The 17,446-nt window shown below is 73.0% G+C and carries 17 protein-coding genes; 14 read left to right on the top strand and 3 right to left on the bottom strand.

Going from position 1 to position 17,446, the window contains the following annotated elements; translation table 11 throughout:
• Positions 1-49: 49 nt before the first annotated feature.
• Together AB0H75_RS10500 and AB0H75_RS10495 are read right to left on the bottom strand one after the other, a co-directional pair.
• Entirely contained in the window at positions 50-565 is a 516-nt protein-coding gene (locus AB0H75_RS10500; RefSeq protein ID WP_367793692.1) for a PH domain-containing protein, read from the bottom strand.
• Complete coding sequence (locus AB0H75_RS10495; RefSeq protein ID WP_367793690.1) at positions 562-789, bottom strand: hypothetical protein; 228 nt, start codon at positions 787-789, stop codon at positions 562-564. The genes AB0H75_RS10500 and AB0H75_RS10495 overlap by 4 nt, the downstream gene beginning before the upstream one ends.
• A gap of 140 nt (positions 790-929) precedes the next feature.
• On the opposite strand from AB0H75_RS10495, the gene AB0H75_RS10490 reads away from it, so the two are divergent.
• On the top strand, positions 930-2,135 hold the full coding sequence (locus tag AB0H75_RS10490; protein WP_367793688.1) for a sensor histidine kinase: 1,206 nt from the start codon (positions 930-932) through the stop codon (positions 2,133-2,135).
• A complete protein-coding gene (locus tag AB0H75_RS10485; RefSeq protein WP_367793686.1) occupies positions 2,132-2,779 on the top strand; it encodes a response regulator in 648 nt (215 codons plus the stop codon). Before AB0H75_RS10490 ends, AB0H75_RS10485 begins: the two co-directional genes overlap by 4 nt.
• Before the next feature lies 1 nt (position 2,780).
• Here the strand turns inward: AB0H75_RS10485 and AB0H75_RS10480 are convergent, their stop codons facing one another.
• Entirely contained in the window at positions 2,781-3,842 is a 1,062-nt protein-coding gene (locus AB0H75_RS10480; RefSeq protein WP_367793684.1) for a phosphotransferase family protein, read from the bottom strand.
• A 165-nt stretch (positions 3,843-4,007) separates the two neighbouring features.
• Between AB0H75_RS10480 and AB0H75_RS10475 the strand changes: the two genes are divergently transcribed.
• From AB0H75_RS10475 to AB0H75_RS10420, 12 genes are all read left to right on the top strand, one after another.
• Positions 4,008-5,309, top strand: coding sequence for an NYN domain-containing protein (locus AB0H75_RS10475; RefSeq protein ID WP_367793682.1), 1,302 nt, complete (start codon positions 4,008-4,010; stop codon positions 5,307-5,309).
• 92 nt (positions 5,310-5,401) lie between these two features.
• Complete coding sequence (locus tag AB0H75_RS10470; RefSeq protein ID WP_367793680.1) at positions 5,402-6,376, top strand: NlpC/P60 family protein; 975 nt, start codon at positions 5,402-5,404, stop codon at positions 6,374-6,376.
• A gap of 524 nt (positions 6,377-6,900) precedes the next feature.
• Positions 6,901-8,154, top strand: a complete 1,254-nt coding sequence (locus tag AB0H75_RS10465) for an ATP-grasp domain-containing protein (RefSeq protein WP_367793678.1) — start codon at positions 6,901-6,903, stop codon at positions 8,152-8,154.
• Positions 8,151-8,936 carry a DUF364 domain-containing protein gene (locus tag AB0H75_RS10460; protein ID WP_367793676.1) on the top strand — a complete coding sequence of 262 codons (786 nt, stop codon included), beginning with the start codon at positions 8,151-8,153 and terminating at the stop codon, positions 8,934-8,936. Before AB0H75_RS10465 ends, AB0H75_RS10460 begins: the two co-directional genes overlap by 4 nt.
• Positions 8,933-9,976 (top strand): PLP-dependent cysteine synthase family protein, encoded by a 1,044-nt coding sequence (locus AB0H75_RS10455; protein ID WP_367793674.1) that lies wholly within the window; start codon positions 8,933-8,935, stop codon positions 9,974-9,976. The genes AB0H75_RS10460 and AB0H75_RS10455 overlap by 4 nt, the downstream gene beginning before the upstream one ends.
• A complete protein-coding gene (locus AB0H75_RS10450; protein WP_367793672.1) occupies positions 9,973-10,956 on the top strand; it encodes a dipeptide epimerase in 984 nt (327 codons plus the stop codon). The genes AB0H75_RS10455 and AB0H75_RS10450 overlap by 4 nt, the downstream gene beginning before the upstream one ends.
• Positions 10,953-12,095 carry an MFS transporter gene (locus AB0H75_RS10445; protein WP_367793669.1) on the top strand — a complete coding sequence of 381 codons (1,143 nt, stop codon included), beginning with the start codon at positions 10,953-10,955 and terminating at the stop codon, positions 12,093-12,095. The genes AB0H75_RS10450 and AB0H75_RS10445 overlap by 4 nt, the downstream gene beginning before the upstream one ends.
• Positions 12,092-12,853, top strand: coding sequence for a trans-aconitate 2-methyltransferase (locus AB0H75_RS10440; RefSeq protein WP_367793666.1), 762 nt, complete (start codon positions 12,092-12,094; stop codon positions 12,851-12,853). Before AB0H75_RS10445 ends, AB0H75_RS10440 begins: the two co-directional genes overlap by 4 nt.
• Positions 12,846-14,366: an ABC transporter substrate-binding protein gene (locus AB0H75_RS10435; protein ID WP_367793663.1), complete on the top strand. Its 1,521-nt coding sequence runs from the start codon at positions 12,846-12,848 to the stop codon at positions 14,364-14,366. The genes AB0H75_RS10440 and AB0H75_RS10435 overlap by 8 nt, the downstream gene beginning before the upstream one ends.
• Positions 14,363-15,274, top strand: a complete 912-nt coding sequence (locus tag AB0H75_RS10430) for an ABC transporter permease (protein ID WP_367793660.1) — start codon at positions 14,363-14,365, stop codon at positions 15,272-15,274. Before AB0H75_RS10435 ends, AB0H75_RS10430 begins: the two co-directional genes overlap by 4 nt.
• Positions 15,256-16,026 carry an ABC transporter permease gene (locus tag AB0H75_RS10425; protein ID WP_367793657.1) on the top strand — a complete coding sequence of 257 codons (771 nt, stop codon included), beginning with the start codon at positions 15,256-15,258 and terminating at the stop codon, positions 16,024-16,026. Before AB0H75_RS10430 ends, AB0H75_RS10425 begins: the two co-directional genes overlap by 19 nt.
• Positions 16,013-17,434, top strand: a complete 1,422-nt coding sequence (locus AB0H75_RS10420) for an ABC transporter ATP-binding protein (protein ID WP_367793654.1) — start codon at positions 16,013-16,015, stop codon at positions 17,432-17,434. The genes AB0H75_RS10425 and AB0H75_RS10420 overlap by 14 nt, the downstream gene beginning before the upstream one ends.
• Positions 17,435-17,446 lie beyond the last annotated feature (12 nt).

Here is a 17,446-nt window from a genome sequence, read left to right as displayed (position 1 = left end):
CTCCCCACGGTGCCGTCGGTCGGTCCCGCCGCGTCGCGGGTCGGGCCCGTCATGTCGCGTCGCCGGGGGTGGCCTGGGTGCGGGTGGTCAGGCGTTCGGCCAGGTCGGCGGCGAGCCGGTGGTCGAGGGCCGCGATGGTGACCGCGCCCGCCGAGGACGCCGTGGTGACCTTGACGTCCGCCAGCCCGAACAACCGCTGCACCGGCCCCCGCGCGGTGTCGATCCGCTGGATGCGCGACATCGGCGCCACCTGCCAGGTGTGGGTGATCCACCCCTTGCGCGTGTAGACCGCCTCGTCGGTGACCTCCCACCGCTCGGTCCGGTAGTACGCCCGGGGCGCCCCCACCGCCAGCGCCAGGCAGCCCGCCACGAACGCCGCCGTGACCACCCCCAGCCACGGCGGACGCTCGGTGAGCACCCAGTAAGCCGCGGCCCCCGCGGCGGCGACCGGCACCAGGAGGATCAGCCACTGCACCGTCCACCAGGAGACCGCCCGCGGATCGACCCGGTGGCGCGGCGGCCGCAACGACACCCCGCTCACCTGCTCGCTCACCTGCTCGCTCATCCGCCCTCCTCCGTCCTGCCGACCGAGTGCGCGACGGCGAGCAGCACGAAGCCGAGCACGCCGATCACGATGGCCGCGAACACCTCGTGCCCGTCGAGGAACCCCACGTGATGGGCCACGAGCAGCCGCCCGGCCCACGGCCACAGGCCGAGCAGGGCATTTCCCAGGCCGGCCACGCCCTGGAGGAGCAGCAGCCAGCCGAGCACCGTCAGCACCGTTCTCACCCGCCCAGGCTGGCCCGCCGCGCGTCCCGCGCGCATCGTCCGCAGGTCTCGAACGGCATCGACTTTGGTCGCTGTCGCCGCGACCCCGGTAGGGCCTAACCTCGATGAACGTGAGGAACGCGCGGGGGACGGACACTCCGGTGCCCGAATACCGATGGGCGCTGCCGTCGGTGTTGCTGGGCGACGGCGGCGAGGGCCGCCCGGTGCGCCGCTCCACCCGCGACTGGCTGGTCGACATCGCCGTCTTCCTGGTGGCCTGCGGCATCACGCTGCTCGGCCTGCCCGAGCTCCAGGACGTCCCCGAGCCGCTGCTGCTGACCGAGCAGGTCGTGGGCGCGCTGTCGTGCGTGTCGGTGTGGCTGCGCCGCCGCTGGCCGGTCGGGCTGGCGATGGTCCTGCTCGTGCTGTCCACGTTCCTGGAGCTGGCAGGCGGGGCCTCGCTCGTGGCGCTGTTCACCGTGGCGGTGCACCGGCCGTTCAGGGTCTCGGGGCCGATCGCGCTGCTCTACCTCGCCACGATCCCGCCCTACATGCTCATCAGGCCGCAGGACGAGATGCCGCCGCTGCTGTGGGCCGCGTTCGTCACGGCGCTGCTGCTGACCACCTACGCCTGGGGCATCGTGGTCAGGGCCAGGCGCCAGCTCATCTGGTCGCTGCGGCAGCGCGCCGACGGCGCCGCCGAGGAGGCCAAGCGGCTCGAACGCGAGCGCATCGCCAGGGAGATGCACGACGTGCTCGCCCACCGCATCTCCATGCTGAGCCTGCACGCGGGCGCGCTGGAGTTCCGCCCCGACGCGCCCGCCTCGGACATCGCCAGGGCCGCCGGCGCGATCCGGGCCAACGCCCACCTGGCCCTGGAGGACCTGCGCCAGGTGATCGGCGTGCTGCGGCACGCGGCGCCGGGCGGGCCCGGCGACGACCCGGTGCCCGACCGGCCGCAGCCCACCCTCGCCGACCTGCCGTCGCTGGTCGAGGAGTGCCGGCAGGCCGGCATGGACGTACGGCTGGAGCAGCGGGCGGGCGACGCCCCGGAGGGCCTGGGCCGCAACCTCTACCGCATCGTGCAGGAGGCGCTGACCAACGCGCGCAAGCACGCCTCCGGCCAGCCGGTCACCGTCACCGTGACCGGCGGGCCAGGCGCGGAGCTGTCGGCCGAGGTCCGCAACCCGCTCGGCGCCCGCCACCCCCTGCGCCTCCCGGGCGCAGGGGCGGGCCTGATCGGGCTGGCCGAGCGGGCCGAGCTGGCCGGCGGCCGGCTGGAGCACGGCCCGACGGCGGCGGGGGAGTTCGTGGTGCGCGCCCGGCTGCCGTGGCCGCCGCAGGAGACGATCGGGGAGAACACGTGATCAGGGTGCTGGTGGTCGACGACGACGCGATGGTGCGGGCCGGGCTGTCGATGATCCTGGGCGGCGCCGGTGACATCGCCGTCGTGGCCGAGGCCGGCGACGGCTCCGAGGTGCCGCCCCTGGTCGCCGAGCACCGGCCCGACGTCGTGCTGATGGACATCCGCATGCCGACGGTCGACGGTCTCACCGCCACCGAGACGCTGCGCGCCGCCGCCGCGCCGCCCGAGGTGGTGGTGCTGACCACGTTCCACGCCGACGCGCAGGTGCTGCGGGCGCTGCGCGCGGGGGCGGCCGGGTTCCTGCTCAAGGACATCCCGCCGGGCGACCTCGTGCAGGCCGTCAGGAAGGTGGCGGCGGGCGAGCCGATCCTGTCGCCGGTGGTGACCCGGCAGCTCATCGCGCACGTCGCGGACGGCGGCGCGGGGGAGCGCACCGAGCGCGCCAGGCGGCTGCTGGCCCGGCTCAGCGAGCGCGAGCGGGAGGTGGCGCTGGCCGTGGGGCGGGGCCGGTCCAACGCGGAGATCGCGCGCGAGCTGTTCATGAGCGTGCCCACGGTCAAGGCGCACGTCTCGCGCATCCTCACCAAGCTGGGCCTCAACAACCGGGTCCAGGTGGCGCTGCTGGTCTACGACGCCGGCTCGTGACTCATCCGGCCAGCAGCCGCTCGATCGTCGCCCGGTGCAGCACGAGGTCGTCGGGGTCGTCCGGGTCGGGCTGCTCGCCGAAGTGGATCCTGCGCTGCCAGACCCGGGCCATGATGATGCCGTGGCGCAGGGCGGCGTACACCTCGTAGAAGCCCATGTCGCGCGGCTCGTACCCGGTCAGCTCGCGGTAGGTGCGGCAGACGTCGGCGGCGCGCATGAAGCCGGGCATGCCGGGCAGGCCCGTGGCGACGGTGAGGTCCTGGAAGAAGCGGTGCAGGAAGATCATCCAGGAGAGGTCCAGCTCGCGCGGGCCCACGGCGGCCATCTCCCAGTCGAGCACCGCCACCGGGACGAAGTCGCGGAACATCAGGTTGCCGACGCGGGCGTCGCCCCAGCACAGCACGTCCGGGCCCGGATGTTCCGGCCAGTGCGCCTCCAGCCAGGCGAAGGCCCGCTCCAGCAGCGGGATGGGCCGCTTGCCGTGCGCCCACGCGTAGTAGGCGTACTGGGCGTCCACGTGCGCCCGCAGGCCCGCCGCCCCGAACCGGCCCAGCTCGGCCGCGTCGAACGGGGCGCGGTGCAGCGCCGCCAGGACGCCCACGCTGGACTCCTGGAGCCTGCGCTGCTCCTCGGGGGACGCCTCGCACAACCAGCCGCCGAAGGTGTACGGCACCACGTCCGGGGGCACCAGGCCGTCGGCCCGCTCCATGACGAAGAACGGCGTGCCGAGCGGAGCCGGGTCGGGCTCGAACCACAGGGTCCTGGGCGCTGGGATCCCAGCTTTTTCCCTGGCCAGGCGCATCACCTCGAACTGCGACGCCAGATCGTAGGCGGGGAAGACCGGGACCGCTTCCCCCGCAGGTGCGAGCCGTGCCACGCAGCGGGTCGGCCGCCCGCCCCAGGTCGCGGTGAGGAACAGGGTCTCGCTCGACATGCCGTTGTCGGTCGGCCTGGACAGTTCGGACACCGAGGCGTCCGCGCCGACCCTGCCACGCAGCCAGGCGGTCATCCGGTCGCGTAGTTCTTCCAGGTCACGGGTGGAGGTACGCATCTGCTCCGCCACGGTGGGCCTCCCGGGTGAACACCTGCCGTTCACCTGTCGTACACCTCTGACCAAGCGCTCGTCCATACACGGGTGGCCGTTACGGTCAGGTACGCGGCAGCCGTACCCTTGTCTGAAAGGGCATGTCACGAAGGGACAAGTGGGATGAGTTCAGCGGGTGAAGGCTTGTCCCGCCCGCTTCCCGAGCAGGTGCGGCTCAATGTCGTCGACCTGGCGGCCACGGTTCTCGGGACGATGCCCGCTGCCTCCATCCCGCCGCCCCTGCGCGGCATCGCCAAGTTCGACCCGCGCAAGAGGGCCAAGCTCGGCAGCGCCCCCATAGCCGCGCAGCTGGAGAACGACAAGAAGTTCCGCGAGCTGGTCGCCGAGTCGGTGGCCGCCGGCTGGCCCGAGCTGGCGGCCTCGCTGGCCGAGGGCGTCATCCCGCCCGCCGCCGATCCCGTGCTGGTGGCCGCGGCCGCCTACCTCACCCGGCCGCCCGGGTGGGAGGAGATGATCGAGCTCGCCCGCAGCGACCTGGCGCAGTCCGCGCTGGCGGCCGAGGGGTCGGAGCGGGAGGAGGCGGTCTCCCGGCTGCGCGAGCAGCTCGCCGCGCAGAAGACCGCGGCCAAGGAGGAGTCCGACCGGCTGCGCGAGCAGCTCAAGGCCGCCCGCGCCGAGAACTCCGACCTGCGGCGCAAGCTGCACGACGCCCGCGAGCGGGCCAAGGCCGCGCTCGCCCGCGCCGAGGAGATGGAGCGCGTGGCCGAGGACGCCCGCACGGCCGCGGTGGCCGCGGGCAGCGCCGGCGAGTCCGAGCTGCGGCGGCTGCGCGAGCGCCTGTCCGACGTGGAGAAGCAGCTCGAAGCCTCCCGCCGGGCCGCCCGCGAGGGCCGCAGCCTGGAGGACGCCCGCATCCGGGTGCTGCTCGACGCCCTGCAGGACGCCTCGGCCGGGCTGCGCAGGGAGCTGGGCCTGCCCACGACCATCAGCCGGCCCGCCGACTCAGTCACCGCCCACACCGGCGAGCGGCCGGGCGTGCGCGGCGTGCCCGCGCGGGCGCTGGCCGACGACGATCCGCAGCTCCTCGACCAGCTCCTGGGCGTGCCGCAGATCCACCTCATCATCGACGGCTACAACGTCACCAAGACCGGCTACGGCACGCTCACGCTCGCCGACCAGCGCAACCGGCTCATGACCGGGCTCGGCGGGCTGGCCGCGCAGACCCGGGTCGAGGTGACCGTGGTCTTCGACGGGGCCGAGCTCAACGCGCCCGTGCAGGTGGTGGCGCCGCGCGGGGTGCGGGTGCTGTTCAGCGACCCGGGGGAGATCGCCGACGACCTCATCCGGCAGCTCGTCCGGGCCGAGCCGCCCGGGCGGGCCATCGCCGTGGTGTCCTCCGACCGCGAGGTGGCCGAATCGGTGCGGCGGATGGGCGCCAGACCGGTTCCGTCTTCCTTGCTGCTGCGCCGCTTGGGTCGCGCCTAGATTACGACTTGCTCGTTTTTGACGTTCGGGTGAGACCCCACCCACCACTTCTGTACTATTCGCCCCAGATGTTTACCCTGGGAGGCGACGCAGTGAGGTTTGGCCAGGTACCGGTGGCCGCGGGGATCGCGTTCGGGCTGGTGCTTGCCCCTGGGGGAGCCGCGGTCGCCGACCCCAAGCCCACCCTGGCCCAGGCCAAGGCGAAGCTGGCCAAGCTCAACGACAAGGCCGACAAGGTCGTCGATCGCTACAACACGGCCACCGAGCGCTACAAGAAGGCCAAGTCCACCTACACCGAGCTGAACGACAGCTACAAGCGCAAGCTGGCCACCGTCGCCGACCTGCGCTCCGAGGTGATCAACATGGCCGTCGACAGCTACCAGCTCGGCGGCGACGTCACCTCCCTGCCCGGCTTCCTCGGCTCCGACGACCCCGACGACTTCCTCGCCCGGCTGGCGCTGGCCGGCCAGGTCTCCAAGGAGCGGGCTGAGAAGCTGAACGCCTTCGACCGGGAGAACCGCGGCCTGAAGACCGAGCGCGACAAGGCGGAGGAGGCCCTGGAGGCGGCCGACAAGGAGCGCGACGGGGTCGAGAAGGAGCGCTCGGAGATCCTCAAGCTGATCGCCGAGCAGAAGAAGCTGCTGAACAAGCTGAACGCCTACAACCCCGGCAACCCCAACAGCACCGGCATGAAGTACACCGGCTCGGCCTCGGGGAACGCGGCCTCGGTGCTGCGCTTCGCCTTCGCCCAGATCGGCAAGCCGTACGTGTTCGGCGGGACGGGCCCGGGCGGCTGGGACTGCTCGGGGCTCACGCAGGCGAGCTGGCGGGCCGCGGGCGTGTCGCTGCCCCGGACGACCTGGCAGCAGTGGGCCTGGGGGCAGAACCGCCGGGTGAGCCTGGACGCGCTCCAGCCCGGGGACCTGATCTTCAGCCGGGGGCTGGGGCACGTCAGCATCTACGTGGGCAACGGGCAGATCGTGCACGCGCCGCAGACCGGCGACGTCGTCAAGGTCGTCAAGCTCTCCTCCTACGGCGGAACGCTGGTCGGCGCCATCCGTCCCTGACGGGCCGCGCTCCCCGCCGCCAGGCGGGGCATCGGCCGCTCCAGGTGGCTGACAGCGCCTGGAGCAGATGCGAGGTCTTGCAGAAGGTCGACCCACGTGAGCCGCTTTTGGGCTGGTCGGCCGTAGCCCGGCCGTCTCGGGAACGACGGCGGCGGTGCCGCTGGTCGTCGGGGATGCGGCAGGAACAACCGCCGGTTCGACGCGGCCGGGCAGGTGTCGGTGACCGCTGCACGCTGAGGGCGATCCGGCAGGTGGTCACCTCGCCCGCGAAATCCTCGAGACGGCCACCAGCGGCGCCATCCCGGCCGGCGCGCGCCGGAGCCGGCACCCATGAGGCCGTGGAAGCGGACCTGCGCCGCCCTTCGCGGTGAACACTCGCCCAGGCTGAGCAATGACCACCATTGTCGCATGCGCCATGCCGTGCCGCGGCGACCGGCCTTGAGGCAAGAGCGTCTGGTGCCCGGATTGCAGTGCCATGCCAGAAATGGTAATCATTTTCACGAGATGAGGCCAGAGGAGATGGCATGGCACACCTGTTAATGATCGAAAGCTGGGTCGGGGCGATGAGCACGCTGCTGCCACGCGCCATCCGCGACGCGGGGCACCGCTTCACCTTCCTCACCCGCGACCTGCACCACTACCTGCGCGCCTCGCCCAGCCCCCGGGCGCATCCACTGCTGGCCGCCGACCATGTAGTGACCGCGGAGACCAACGACCTCACGAAGCTGCCCGCCCAGGTGGAGCGGCTGCACGGCGCGCTCGGCTTCGACGGCGTGTTGACCTCGTGCGACTACTACCTGCCTGCGGTGGCCGAGGTCGCGGCACGCCTGGACCTGCCGGGCCCCTCCCCGGAGTCGATACGCCGGGCCTGCCGGAAGGACCTCGCCCGGGCCGCGTTCTGGGAAGCCGGGCTCCCCGGCCCCCGGTTCAGCACGGCCGCCTCCTGGGAGGAGGCCGTGGCAGCAGCGAACGGTCTGGGCTATCCCCTGGTCGTCAAGCCGGTCGATCTGTGCGCCGGCATGTACGTACGCAAGGTCCAGGACCAAGCTGAGCTGCGGACGGCCTTCCTCGATCTTGAGGGGTTCCCCGTCAACGCGCGCGGCCAGCGGCGGGTGCCGATCGTCCTGCTGGAGCAGTTGCTCACCGGGCCGGAGGTGAGCGTCGAGACGGTCGGCTTCGGCGGCGAGGTCCACGTGGTGGGGGTGACCGGCAAGAGCTTGGGCGGCGAGCCGTGGTTCGTCGAGAGCGGCCACGTCTTCCCCGCCGCCCTCGACCCGGGCCTGGTTCGCCAGGCGGAGCAGACCGCGGTGGCCGCGGTCAAGGCGTTGGGCCTGGAACTGGGGGTGGCGCACACCGAACTGCGCCTCACGCCGGCCGGTCCGGCGCTGATCGAGGTCAACCCGCGCCCGGCGGGCAATCAGATCACCGAGCTGGTCCGCCGGGTCACCGGCATCGACCTGCCGATGATCCACGCCGGACTGGCCGCGGGGGAGCGGCCCGTCCTCACTCCCGCCGAGACCGGGGTGCGCAGCGCCGCCGTCGCCTTCCTCCTGCCCGAGCGTGCCGGACGGATCGCCGCCGTGCACGGGACCGGCGAGCTCGCCGCCGCCCCGGACGTCGTCGACTGGTCGGTCAGGCCGGCGGGGCACCAGGCGGGCGAGCCCACGAGCAACAACGGCTACCTCGGCCACGTCATGGTGACCGACCTCGTGGGCGGCGACGCGGGTACGAGGGCGGAGGCGCTGGTCGCGGCGCTGAAGGTCGAGTACGAGCGATGAACCTGACGGCACTGACCGAGCGGGCGCTCGCCGGCGAGCTGGGGCCGGAGCCCGCGAAGGAACGGGTCAGCACCGCCTTCACCACCCGCCAGGGGGTACGGCACGACTCACGTGGCCACGCCTACCGCAACCACGTCGTCAGCCTGCGGGTGGGCCGCGCCGTGGGCTCCTGCGCCGTTGAGCCGGACGAGATCGCGGACGTGACCGTCGAGAAGTGCGTCGGCGCGTCCGTCGCCGACCTGCTGACCCACCCGGCGGCGGCGATCCGCGTGGCCGCGCTCGACGCTTACCTGATGGCGTCCCGTCCCCACTGGGGCGAGCGGGTCACCCTGCCGGCGGGAACGTCGCTGGACAAGTCCCTGGCGCGGGCGTCGGCCGTGGCGGACCTGCTGCCCGGTCACGTCGAACGGGTCCTCGTGGTCGGCGTGGTCAACTCGTTGCTGCAGCGCCTGCACGAGCGGGGCGTGCGCTACGTGCCGTGCGACCTGAAGGGCGGCTCCACCGAGTGGGGCGACCCGGTGATCACTGACGTCACGGAGGCCCTGGACGACTGCGACTGCGTGCTCGCCTCGGGGATGACCCTGGGCAACGGGAGTTTCCCCGTCCTTCTCGACCATGCCCGCGCCCGGTGCAAGCCGTTGGTGATGTTCGCCCAGACGGGCAGCGCGATCCTGCCGCACTTCCTCGGCGCGGGAGTCACGGCGGTGTCGGCTGAGCCGTACCCGTTCTTCTGGCTCGACGGTGGCGACACCGTCGTGTTCCGTTACCGGGAGCGGCCATGAACGACCTGCTGTCCCTCGCCGGCAACACGCCCCTGGCCAGGATCACCGTCCCTCTCCCGCATGCGCACGGCGGGTTCTGGGCGAAGCTGGAGGGGCTGGGCGTGGGCGGGATGAAGGCCCGCGCCGCCGTGTCCATGCTCACCGCCGCCCGCGCGCGAGGCGAGCTGGCTCCCGGCGCCCCCGTCGTGGAGTCGACCAGCGGGACGCTCGGGATCGGCCTGGCCTTCGCGGGGCAGTGCCTCGGACATCCGGTCGTCCTGGTGGTGGACGACGAGCTCGAACCGGGGATGCGCGCTCTCCTGCGCGCGTACGGGGTGCGCCTGGAGATCGTGGACCGGCCCCATCCGCAGGGCGGCTGGCAGCGGGCACGGCTGGAGCGGGTGCGCGAGGTGCTGGAGCGGACGCCGGGCGCGTACTGGCCCGATCAGTACAACAATCCCGACAACCCTGGCGGTTACGCCTCGCTGGCGCGGGAACTGGCGGAGCGGCTGGAGCACGCCGACGTGCTGGTGTGCAGCGTGGGAACCGGCGGGCACAGCGCCGGGGTCTTCCGCGGCCTGCGCCGCTACTGGCCGGGCCTGCGCCTGGTCGGGGTGGACACCGTGGGCTCCACCGTGTTCGGCCAGCCCGCGCGGCTCAGGATCATGCGCGGCCTGGGGAGCAGCATCCATCCGCGCAACGTGGCGTACGAGCTGTTCGACGAGGTGCACTGGCTGGGTCCGACCGAGGTCGTGGACGCCTGCCGCAGGCTGGCCCGAGGCTCCTTCGTGACCGGCGGGTGGAGCACCGGCGCGGTCGCCAGGGTCGCCGCCTGGACGGCACGCAGGGAGCCCGGCGCCACAGTGGTGGCGATCTTCCCCGACGGGCCCGACCGGTACCTGGGGTCGATCTTCGACGACGACTACTGCCGGGACCGGGGCCTGCTGGAGAGGCCGCACGACCAACCCGTGGAGATCGCGCATCCGCGCGCGGTCGAGGTGTCCGGCTGGGCCCGCTGCCGCACCGTCGCCGACCCCCTGCTCGCGGAGGTGCCGGCGTGAGGCTCACCTGGACGGTCACCGCGCTGAGACTGCTGGAGCCGTTGCGGATCTCCCGGTCGGTGATGTCCGGCCGCGACGCCGTCCGGCTCACGATCGAGCACGACGGCCTGCGCGGGCACGGCGAGGCGGTGACCAGCGTCCGTCACCGGCTCGACGTCGAGCGCATCACGGACCTGCTGCTGCGGCTGCGCCCGGAGCTGGCCGGGCTGCCCGGTCCGGAGGAGGCGCTGGCCGCCGTGCCCGAGCTCCTGGCCGGCGCGCCGGGCGTGCTCGCGGCGGTGGACGCGGCCCTGTACGACCTGGCGGGCAAGCGGCGCGGCCTGCCGGTCCATGCGCTGTTCGGGATGCGGTGGCGCGACACCGTGACGGCGTTCACCGTGGGGCTGGGCGGCGAACCCCGCCCCGGTCTTCCCCAGCTCAAGATCAAACTAGGTGGCGAGGACGACGTCGCCCGGGTACGGGACGTCCGCGCCGCCGCGCCCGATGCGCGCCTGCTGCTGGACCCCAACGGCGCGTGGACGGCCGAGGAGGCCGTGCGGATCCTGGACGCGGTCTCGCCGCTGGGGATCGAGGCCGTCGAGCAGCCGGTCGCCCCCGGGGCGCTGGACGATCTGGCCTGGGTGGCCGAACGTTCGCCGATCCCGGTCCTGGCCGACGAGGACGCCCAGACCCTCGCCGACGTCACGAACCTGCCGGACGCCGTCCACGGCGTCAACGTCAAGCTCGCCGAGTGCGGAGGGCTGACGGCGGCCCGGCGGATCATCGCCTATGCCTCCGGCCGCGGCTGGGAGGTCATGCTCGGCTGCCAGGTGGCCAGCAGCCTGGGCATCGCACCCGCCGTCCACCTGACGCCGTCGGCGCGCTGGGCCGATCTCGACGGGCACCTGCTGCTGGCCGAGGACCCCTGGACCGGCATCGGCGGGCACGACGGCGTGCTGCGGCTGAGCGGCGAGCCCGGGCTGGGGGTGCGGGCGTCGTGAAGGAGCTCTCCTGGGCCGTACGGCTCCTGCTGGTCAACCAGTTCGGCGTCAACACCGGCTTCTACCTGCTGGTTCCCTACCTGGCCGGCCACCTCACCAAGGACCTCGGCCTGTCGGCCGCGCTGACCGGCGTCATCCTCGGCGTCCGCAACCTCAGCCAGCAGGGCCTGTTCCTCGTCGGCGGCTCGGCCTCCGACCGGCTGGGGGCCCGCCGGGTGATCATCGCGGGGTGCGCGTTGCGTGCCGTCGGGTTCGGGCTGTTCGCGTTCGGTGTCACGGTGCCGCTGCTGCTGGCGGCGGCCGTGCTCAGCGGGCTGGCCGGCGCGCTGTTCAACCCGGCCGTGCGCGGCTACGTCGCGGTGGCGGCCCCCGACAGGGCCAGGGCGTTCGCGTTGTTCAACGTGTTCGCTCAGGCAGGGGCGTTGTGCGGGCCGGTGCTCGGTGGCGTGCTGCTGCTGGTGGACTTCCGCGCCGCCGCGCTCACCGCCGCGTCGATCTTCGCGGTGCTGACCGTCGCGCAGGCCTGCGTGCTGCCCGGACGCGAAGTGACGCCCAGCGGCTCGTCGGTGCTCGGGGACTGGCGGCGCTGCCTGGCCGACCGGCGCTTCATGGCCTTCACGCTGGCGCTCAGCGGCATGTACGCCCTGCAGAACCAGCTCTACCTGGTCCTGCCGCTCGCCGCCGAGCAGGCGACCGGCACGGCAGGCTCGGTGGCGCTGCTGTTCCTGGTGTCCACCGTGGCGACCCTGCTCTTCCAGGTGCCCATCACCACCTGGCTGAAGGCGGCCACCAGCCGGGACCGCGCGATGGCGTACGGGCTGGTCGTCATGGGCGCGGGCTTCCTCGTGCCCGCGCTGTCGCCGGGCATCGTCCCGGTGCTGGCCGCGGTGCTGGCCCTGGCCTTCGGCGTGATGATGACCCACCCGTTCGTGTACGAGCGCATCAGCGATTTCGGCGGCGAGTCGCTGGCCGGCACCTACTTCGGCGTCTTCTACCTGGTGTCGGGGACGGTCGCGGCGGCGAGCACCGCGCTGGTGGGCTGGGCCGGCACGGCCGGGTTCGCGGTGTGCGCGGCGACCGGCCTGGCCTGCGCGGCCGCCGTGCTGATCCTCGAACGCCGTACGGCGGTGCCCGCATGAACTTCCTGACCGACAACCCCGCCCTGTACGAGGCCCAGTTCCCCGACCCCGGCCACCGGGCCGCCCGCTTCGTCGACGGCCAGGTGCGGCGCTTCGGCGGCGGGAACACCCTGCTGGACGTCGGCTGCGGCACCGGCCGCGACGCCGGTTACCTGGACCGGCTGGGCTACGACGTGACGGGCATCGACGTGTCCGAGCCGATGCTGGCCCACGCGCGCGAGCGACACCCCCGGGTACGGTTCGCCCGCGCCGACATGCGCGCCTTCGCGCTCGGCCGCCGGTTCGACGTGGTGACGTGCCTGGACAGCGCCTTGCTGTACTGCCATGACAATGGCGACCTGGCCGCGTTCCTGGAGCGTTCCCGCGACCATCTGCGGCCCGGCGGGCTGCTGATCGCCGAGATGCGCAACGGGGCCCACTTCCTCACCCACCCGCTTCCGGCGCCGTTCACCCGTACGGTCACCCACGCCGGGATCACCTACACCTCCCGCACGGAGTTGTGGCTCGACCACGCCGCGCAGCTCCTGCGCCGCCGCCGTACCTGGACCTGGCCGGGCGGCGGTCCGCTGGAGCAGCGCTCGGCCTGGCGGCTGCTCTTCCCGCGGGAGCTCGCCTACTTCCTGACCGTCGCCGGGTTCGAGGTCCTCGACCTGTTCGACCAGCCAGGCCCCCGGGCGGAGCCGCACGACGGCCCGCCTCTGTCCGCCGACCGGCTCCACGTCGTCGCCCGCCTCGTAAAGGACCCTGATCATGCGTGACCACCTCAGCCGCCGCGGCTTCCTCGGCCTGACCGCCGGAGCCGCCCTGCTCGCCGGATGCGGCACCGGCGCGTCCTCCTCCTCTTCCTCCTCCGGCGGCGGGAGGCTGCGTGCCGTGTTCGCCGGCGGCGGCGCCACCGAGGTGCTCGACCCGCACCTGGCCAACCTGTTCAACGAGGCCGCCCGCGCCAAAGCCCTGTACGACAAACTCGCTGACCTCGGCCCGGACGTCTCGCCTCAGCCCCGCCTGGCCCAGAGCTGGGAGCCGAACGCCGACTTCTCCCTCTGGCGCGTCACCCTCCGGGAGGCGACCTTCCACGACGGCCGCCCGGTACGCGCGCAGGATGTCCTGGCCAGTTATGCCAGGATCACCGACCCGGGCAAGACGTTCCGCGCCAAGTCCAGCCTCGCCCTCATCGACCTGCCGAACAGCCGGGCCGTCGGCGACCGCGCGGTCGAGTTCAGGCTGAGGCGGCCGTTCGCGGAGTTCCCGAACGTGCTGGCCGCCTTCGGCGCCTACATCGTCCCGGAGGGGACCACGGACTTCAGCAGGCCGGTGGGGTCCGGGCCGTTCTCCTTCGTGTCCTGGAAGCCGGGCCGGTCCGTGCTGCTCAAGCGTTACCCCGGCTACTGGGAGGGCGCTCCGCTCATCGAGGAGCTGGAGTTCCTCATCGCCAACGAGGAGTCCGCGCGGGTGAACGCCCTGCTCGGTGGCCAGGTCGAGTACGCCCACGACCTCACTCCGTCCTCCGCCCGCCGCCACGAGGGCCGCGTCGCGATCGTCCGTGCGCCGGGCAGCTCGATGAACGCGTTCGCGATGAAGGTGGACCGCGCGCCCTTCGACGACCCGGACCTGCGAGAGGCGTTGTTCCTGCTCACCGACCGGCGGCAACTCGTCGACACCGTCATGCCCGGGGCCGGGCAGATCGGCAACGACCTGTTCGGCAAGGGCTACCTGCATTACGCCGAGAGCATCCCCCAGCGCGCGTACGACCTCGACCGGGCCAGGGCCCTGATCAAGAAGGCGGGCGCGGACGGGCTCCCGATCGAGCTGACCACCTCCACGGCCGCGGCCGGTTTCGTCGAGGCGGCCACGGTCTTCGCCGACCAGCTGCGCGCCGCCGGGCTGAAGGCCACGATCGTGAACGGCAGCAAGGACACGTACTGGTCGGACATCCTCACCAAGGGCTCCCTCGTCAGCTTCCGCTCCGGGGCGATGCCGATCGAGACCCACATCGCGCAGCGGTTGCTGTCCACCTCGACCACGAACGCCACCAAGTGGGCCAGGCCGGAGTTCGACGCCCTCTACGACAAGGCCGTCTCCGCGCCGTCCGCCGCCGACCGGGAGGCCGCCTACCTGAGCATGCAGCGGATGCTGCACGCCGAGGGCGGGCTCCTGGTGTGGGGGTTCGCCGACTGGATCGTCGCCACCTCGCCCCACGTGACCGGCGTACGCCCCGCGCCCGCCAACACGCTGGACTGGGCCAGGTTCGACAAGGTGAGACTGGCTTGAACCTGACCCGTTACGCCGCTCGTCGGCTGGCCGTCGGCGTCCTTCAGGTCGCCGGGGTCGCCTGCCTGGTGTTCCTGATGGTGGAGTCCCTGCCCGGCGACGCCGCGGTGGTGCTGGCCGGCGACCAGCCCGACCCGGCCAGGATCGCGGCCATCCGCGCCGCCCTCGGCCTGGACCGTCCCCTCGCCGAGCGTCTCACCACCTGGGCCTCGGCCCTGGCACGGGGGGACTTCGGAACCTCGCTCGTCTCCGGCCGTCCGGTCACCGGCATCGTCCTGGACGCGCTGGCCCCCACAGCCGTGCTGGCCGGCCTCACCGCGCTGATCCTGGTGCCGCTCTCGGTCGCGCTCGGGGTCGCCGCCGCCCGGCGCGAGGGCGGCCGGTTCGACCGGGCGCTGACCACGGTGAGCGCCGCGCTCTACGCCGTGCCGGAGTTCGCGCTGGCCATCGTGCTGGTGGCGGTCTTCGGCGTGACGCTGGCGTGGCTGCCGCCGACCGGTCTCGGTGGGCTCAGCGCCGCTGCCCTGGTGCTGCCGGTGTCGGTGCTGCTGGTCCGGCCCCTCTGCTCCACCGGGCGGCTGGTCCGCTCCGCGATGATCGACGTCCTGGCCTCGCCGTACGTGCGGCACGCCCGCCGCCTGGGGCTCGGCTGGTTCGCGCACGCGCTGCCCAACGCGCTCGCGCCCGCCGTGCAGCACCTGGCCCGCACCGTCGACTGGCTGCTCGGCGGTGTCATCGTGGTGGAGGCCGTGTTCGTGATCCCCGGGCTCGGCAGCACCCTCGCCGACGCGGTCGGCCACCGGGACCTTCCCGTGTTACAAGGGCTCGCGCTCCTGTTCGCCGTCACGACCGTCGTGGTGAACCTGCTCGCCGACGTCGTGTCCTTCCGATGGGCGCCACGCGCGTGAGGTACCTGCTGCTCGCCGTGCCGCTGATCGTGGCCGTCGCGGGGCCGCTGATCCCGTACGAGCTCGTACGTTCCGCCTCCTTCGCCGACGTGGGCCTGCTCGGCACCGACTTCGCCGGGCGCGACGTCTGGCACCAGGTGCTCGTGGGCGGGCGGACCCTGGTCCTGACCGCCCTGCTGGCCACCGCGGGCGCGTACCTGCTGGGCACTCTGTGGGGTCTGGCCGCGGCGAGTGCGCCCAGGATGCTCGACGAGGCCCTGATGCGGCCGCTCGACGTGCTCATGGCGGTGCCCTCCCTGCTGCTCCTCCTGGTGGTGGCGGCCCTGGCCCCCGAAGGCGTGCTCGTCTGGACCGTCATGCTGGTCCACCTGCCCGACATCGCCCGCCTGGTACGCGCCTGCGCCCTGGAGGCCGGCAGCCGCCCGGCCGTGGAGGCCATGCGGTTGCAGGGCGAGGGCTGGTGGCGGATCAACGTCGGGTTCGTCGCCCGGTCCATGGCTCGCGTGCTCGCCACCGACGCGGGCAGCAGGCTGACCGGCTCGCTCTACCTCATCGCCGCCGCGAGTTTCCTCGGCGTAGGAGTGGCGCCGGACGCGGACGACTGGGCGGTGATGGTCGACCGCAACCGGGGCGGGCTCTTCCTCAACCCGTGGGCCGTACTCGCCCCCTCCCTGATGATCGTCATGCTCGCCGTGGGGCTGAACCTCACGGTGGACCGCGTACTGAAGAGAGCCCGTCATGCTCCACGTTGACGATCTGACGGTCACCGTGCCCGGACGGACCCTGGTGGACGGAGTCAGCTTCACCCTGCCCGCCGCGAGCACGCTGGCCCTGGTCGGCGCCTCCGGCAGTGGCAAGACCACCACGGCGCTCGCCCTGCTCGGCGAGTACCCGCCCGGCGCCCGCGTCACCGGCCGCGTCACCGTGGCCGGACGCCACATCGACAGCGTTCAGCCTCCGCCGCCCGGAACCGTCGGATTCATCCCGCAACACCCCGCGACCGCGCTCAATCCGGTGTTGCGCATCGGGACCGTGCTCCGCCAGATCGCGGCGCGCCACGGCACCGCCGTGCACGAGGCCCTGCGCAAGGCGCGCCTTCCTGGCGACCGGGACTTCCTCCGCCGTTTCCCGCACCAGTTGTCCGGCGGGCAGCAACAGCGACTCGTCCTGGCCCACGCCCTGCTGGCCGACCCTTCTGTCATCGTCGCCGACGAACCCACCACCGGCCAGGACGCGGTCACCCGGGCCGAGGTCGCCGCCGAACTGTCCGGGCTCGGCATCGCCGTCGTGCTGCTCAGCCACGACCTCGAACTGGTACGAGAACTGGCCGACCAGGTCGTCGTGCTCAAGGACGGCCGCGTCGTCGAGTTCGGGCCCGCGGTCCTGGACTCCCCGCGCACCGAGTACGCCAAGGCCCTGGTCACCGCGCAACCCCGCGAGCCGGAGCCCCGCGCGGAACCGGATGTTCTCCTGGAGATCGAAGACCTCGGCGCCGGGATCCTGCGCGAGGTGACACTTGACGTCACCCGCGGCGAACGCCTGGCGGTCGTCGGCCGCTCAGGCAGCGGAAAGACGACGCTCGCCCGCTGCGTCGCCGGCCTGCGCCCTTGGTCCGGCGGCGCCATCCGCCTGGCCGGCCGCCCCCTGCCTCAGCGGCGCGACCGCACCGACCTGACCCGCATCCAGTACGTCTTCCAGAACGCCCTGGCCTCGTTCGACCCCCACCGCGCCGTCGTGGACCAGGTCGCCAGAACCGCCGTACGCCTGCGTGCCCTGCCCGCGCCCACCGCCCGCGAAGAGGCCGCCGAGACCCTCGCCGCGCTCGGCCTGAACCGCGACGCCGCCCGACGACGCCCCCACGCGCTCTCCGGCGGCGAACTCCAGCGCGCCGCCCTGGCACGCGCCCTTCTCGCCCGCCCCGACGTACTGGTCTGCGACGAGATCACCTCCGGCCTCGACCCCGTCACGCAGGCCGAGGTACTCGACCTGCTCACCGACCTCGACGTGACCCTGATCGTCATCAGCCACGACCTCCCCTTGGTCGCGCGGATCGCGGACCGGGTCGCGGTCATCCACGACGGCCGTCTGGTCGAGCACGGCCCCGCCCGAATGCTCGGCCGCCCCGCCCGCCGAGTGCTCCTCCCGGCCCCTGACCAGTAAGGCACTGCTTTC

It is taken from the genome of Nonomuraea sp. NPDC050783 (assembly GCF_040802095.1).
Lineage (GTDB): Bacteria > Actinomycetota > Actinomycetes > Streptosporangiales > Streptosporangiaceae > Nonomuraea.
Note: the sequence above shows the minus strand (reverse complement) of the source record. Positions and strands in the feature narration are given on the sequence as shown.

Bases quoted from the DNA above. Each gene is read 5' to 3' on its own strand.
- AB0H75_RS10440 (WP_367793666.1), top strand. From the start codon at position 12,092: ATGAACTTCCTGACCGACAACCCCGCCCTGTACGAGGCCCAGTTCCCC.
- AB0H75_RS10435 (WP_367793663.1), top strand. From the start codon at position 12,846: ATGCGTGACCACCTCAGCCGCCGCGGCTTCCTCGGCCTGACCGCCGGA.
- AB0H75_RS10460 (WP_367793676.1), top strand. From the start codon at position 8,151: ATGAACCTGACGGCACTGACCGAGCGGGCGCTCGCCGGCGAGCTGGGG.
- AB0H75_RS10455 (WP_367793674.1), top strand. From the start codon at position 8,933: ATGAACGACCTGCTGTCCCTCGCCGGCAACACGCCCCTGGCCAGGATC.
- AB0H75_RS10420 (WP_367793654.1), top strand. From the start codon at position 16,013: ATGCTCCACGTTGACGATCTGACGGTCACCGTGCCCGGACGGACCCTG.
- AB0H75_RS10425 (WP_367793657.1), top strand. From the start codon at position 15,256: ATGGGCGCCACGCGCGTGAGGTACCTGCTGCTCGCCGTGCCGCTGATC.
- AB0H75_RS10465 (WP_367793678.1), top strand. From the start codon at position 6,901: ATGGCACACCTGTTAATGATCGAAAGCTGGGTCGGGGCGATGAGCACG.
- AB0H75_RS10500 (WP_367793692.1), bottom strand. From the start codon at position 565: ATGAGCGAGCAGGTGAGCGAGCAGGTGAGCGGGGTGTCGTTGCGGCCG.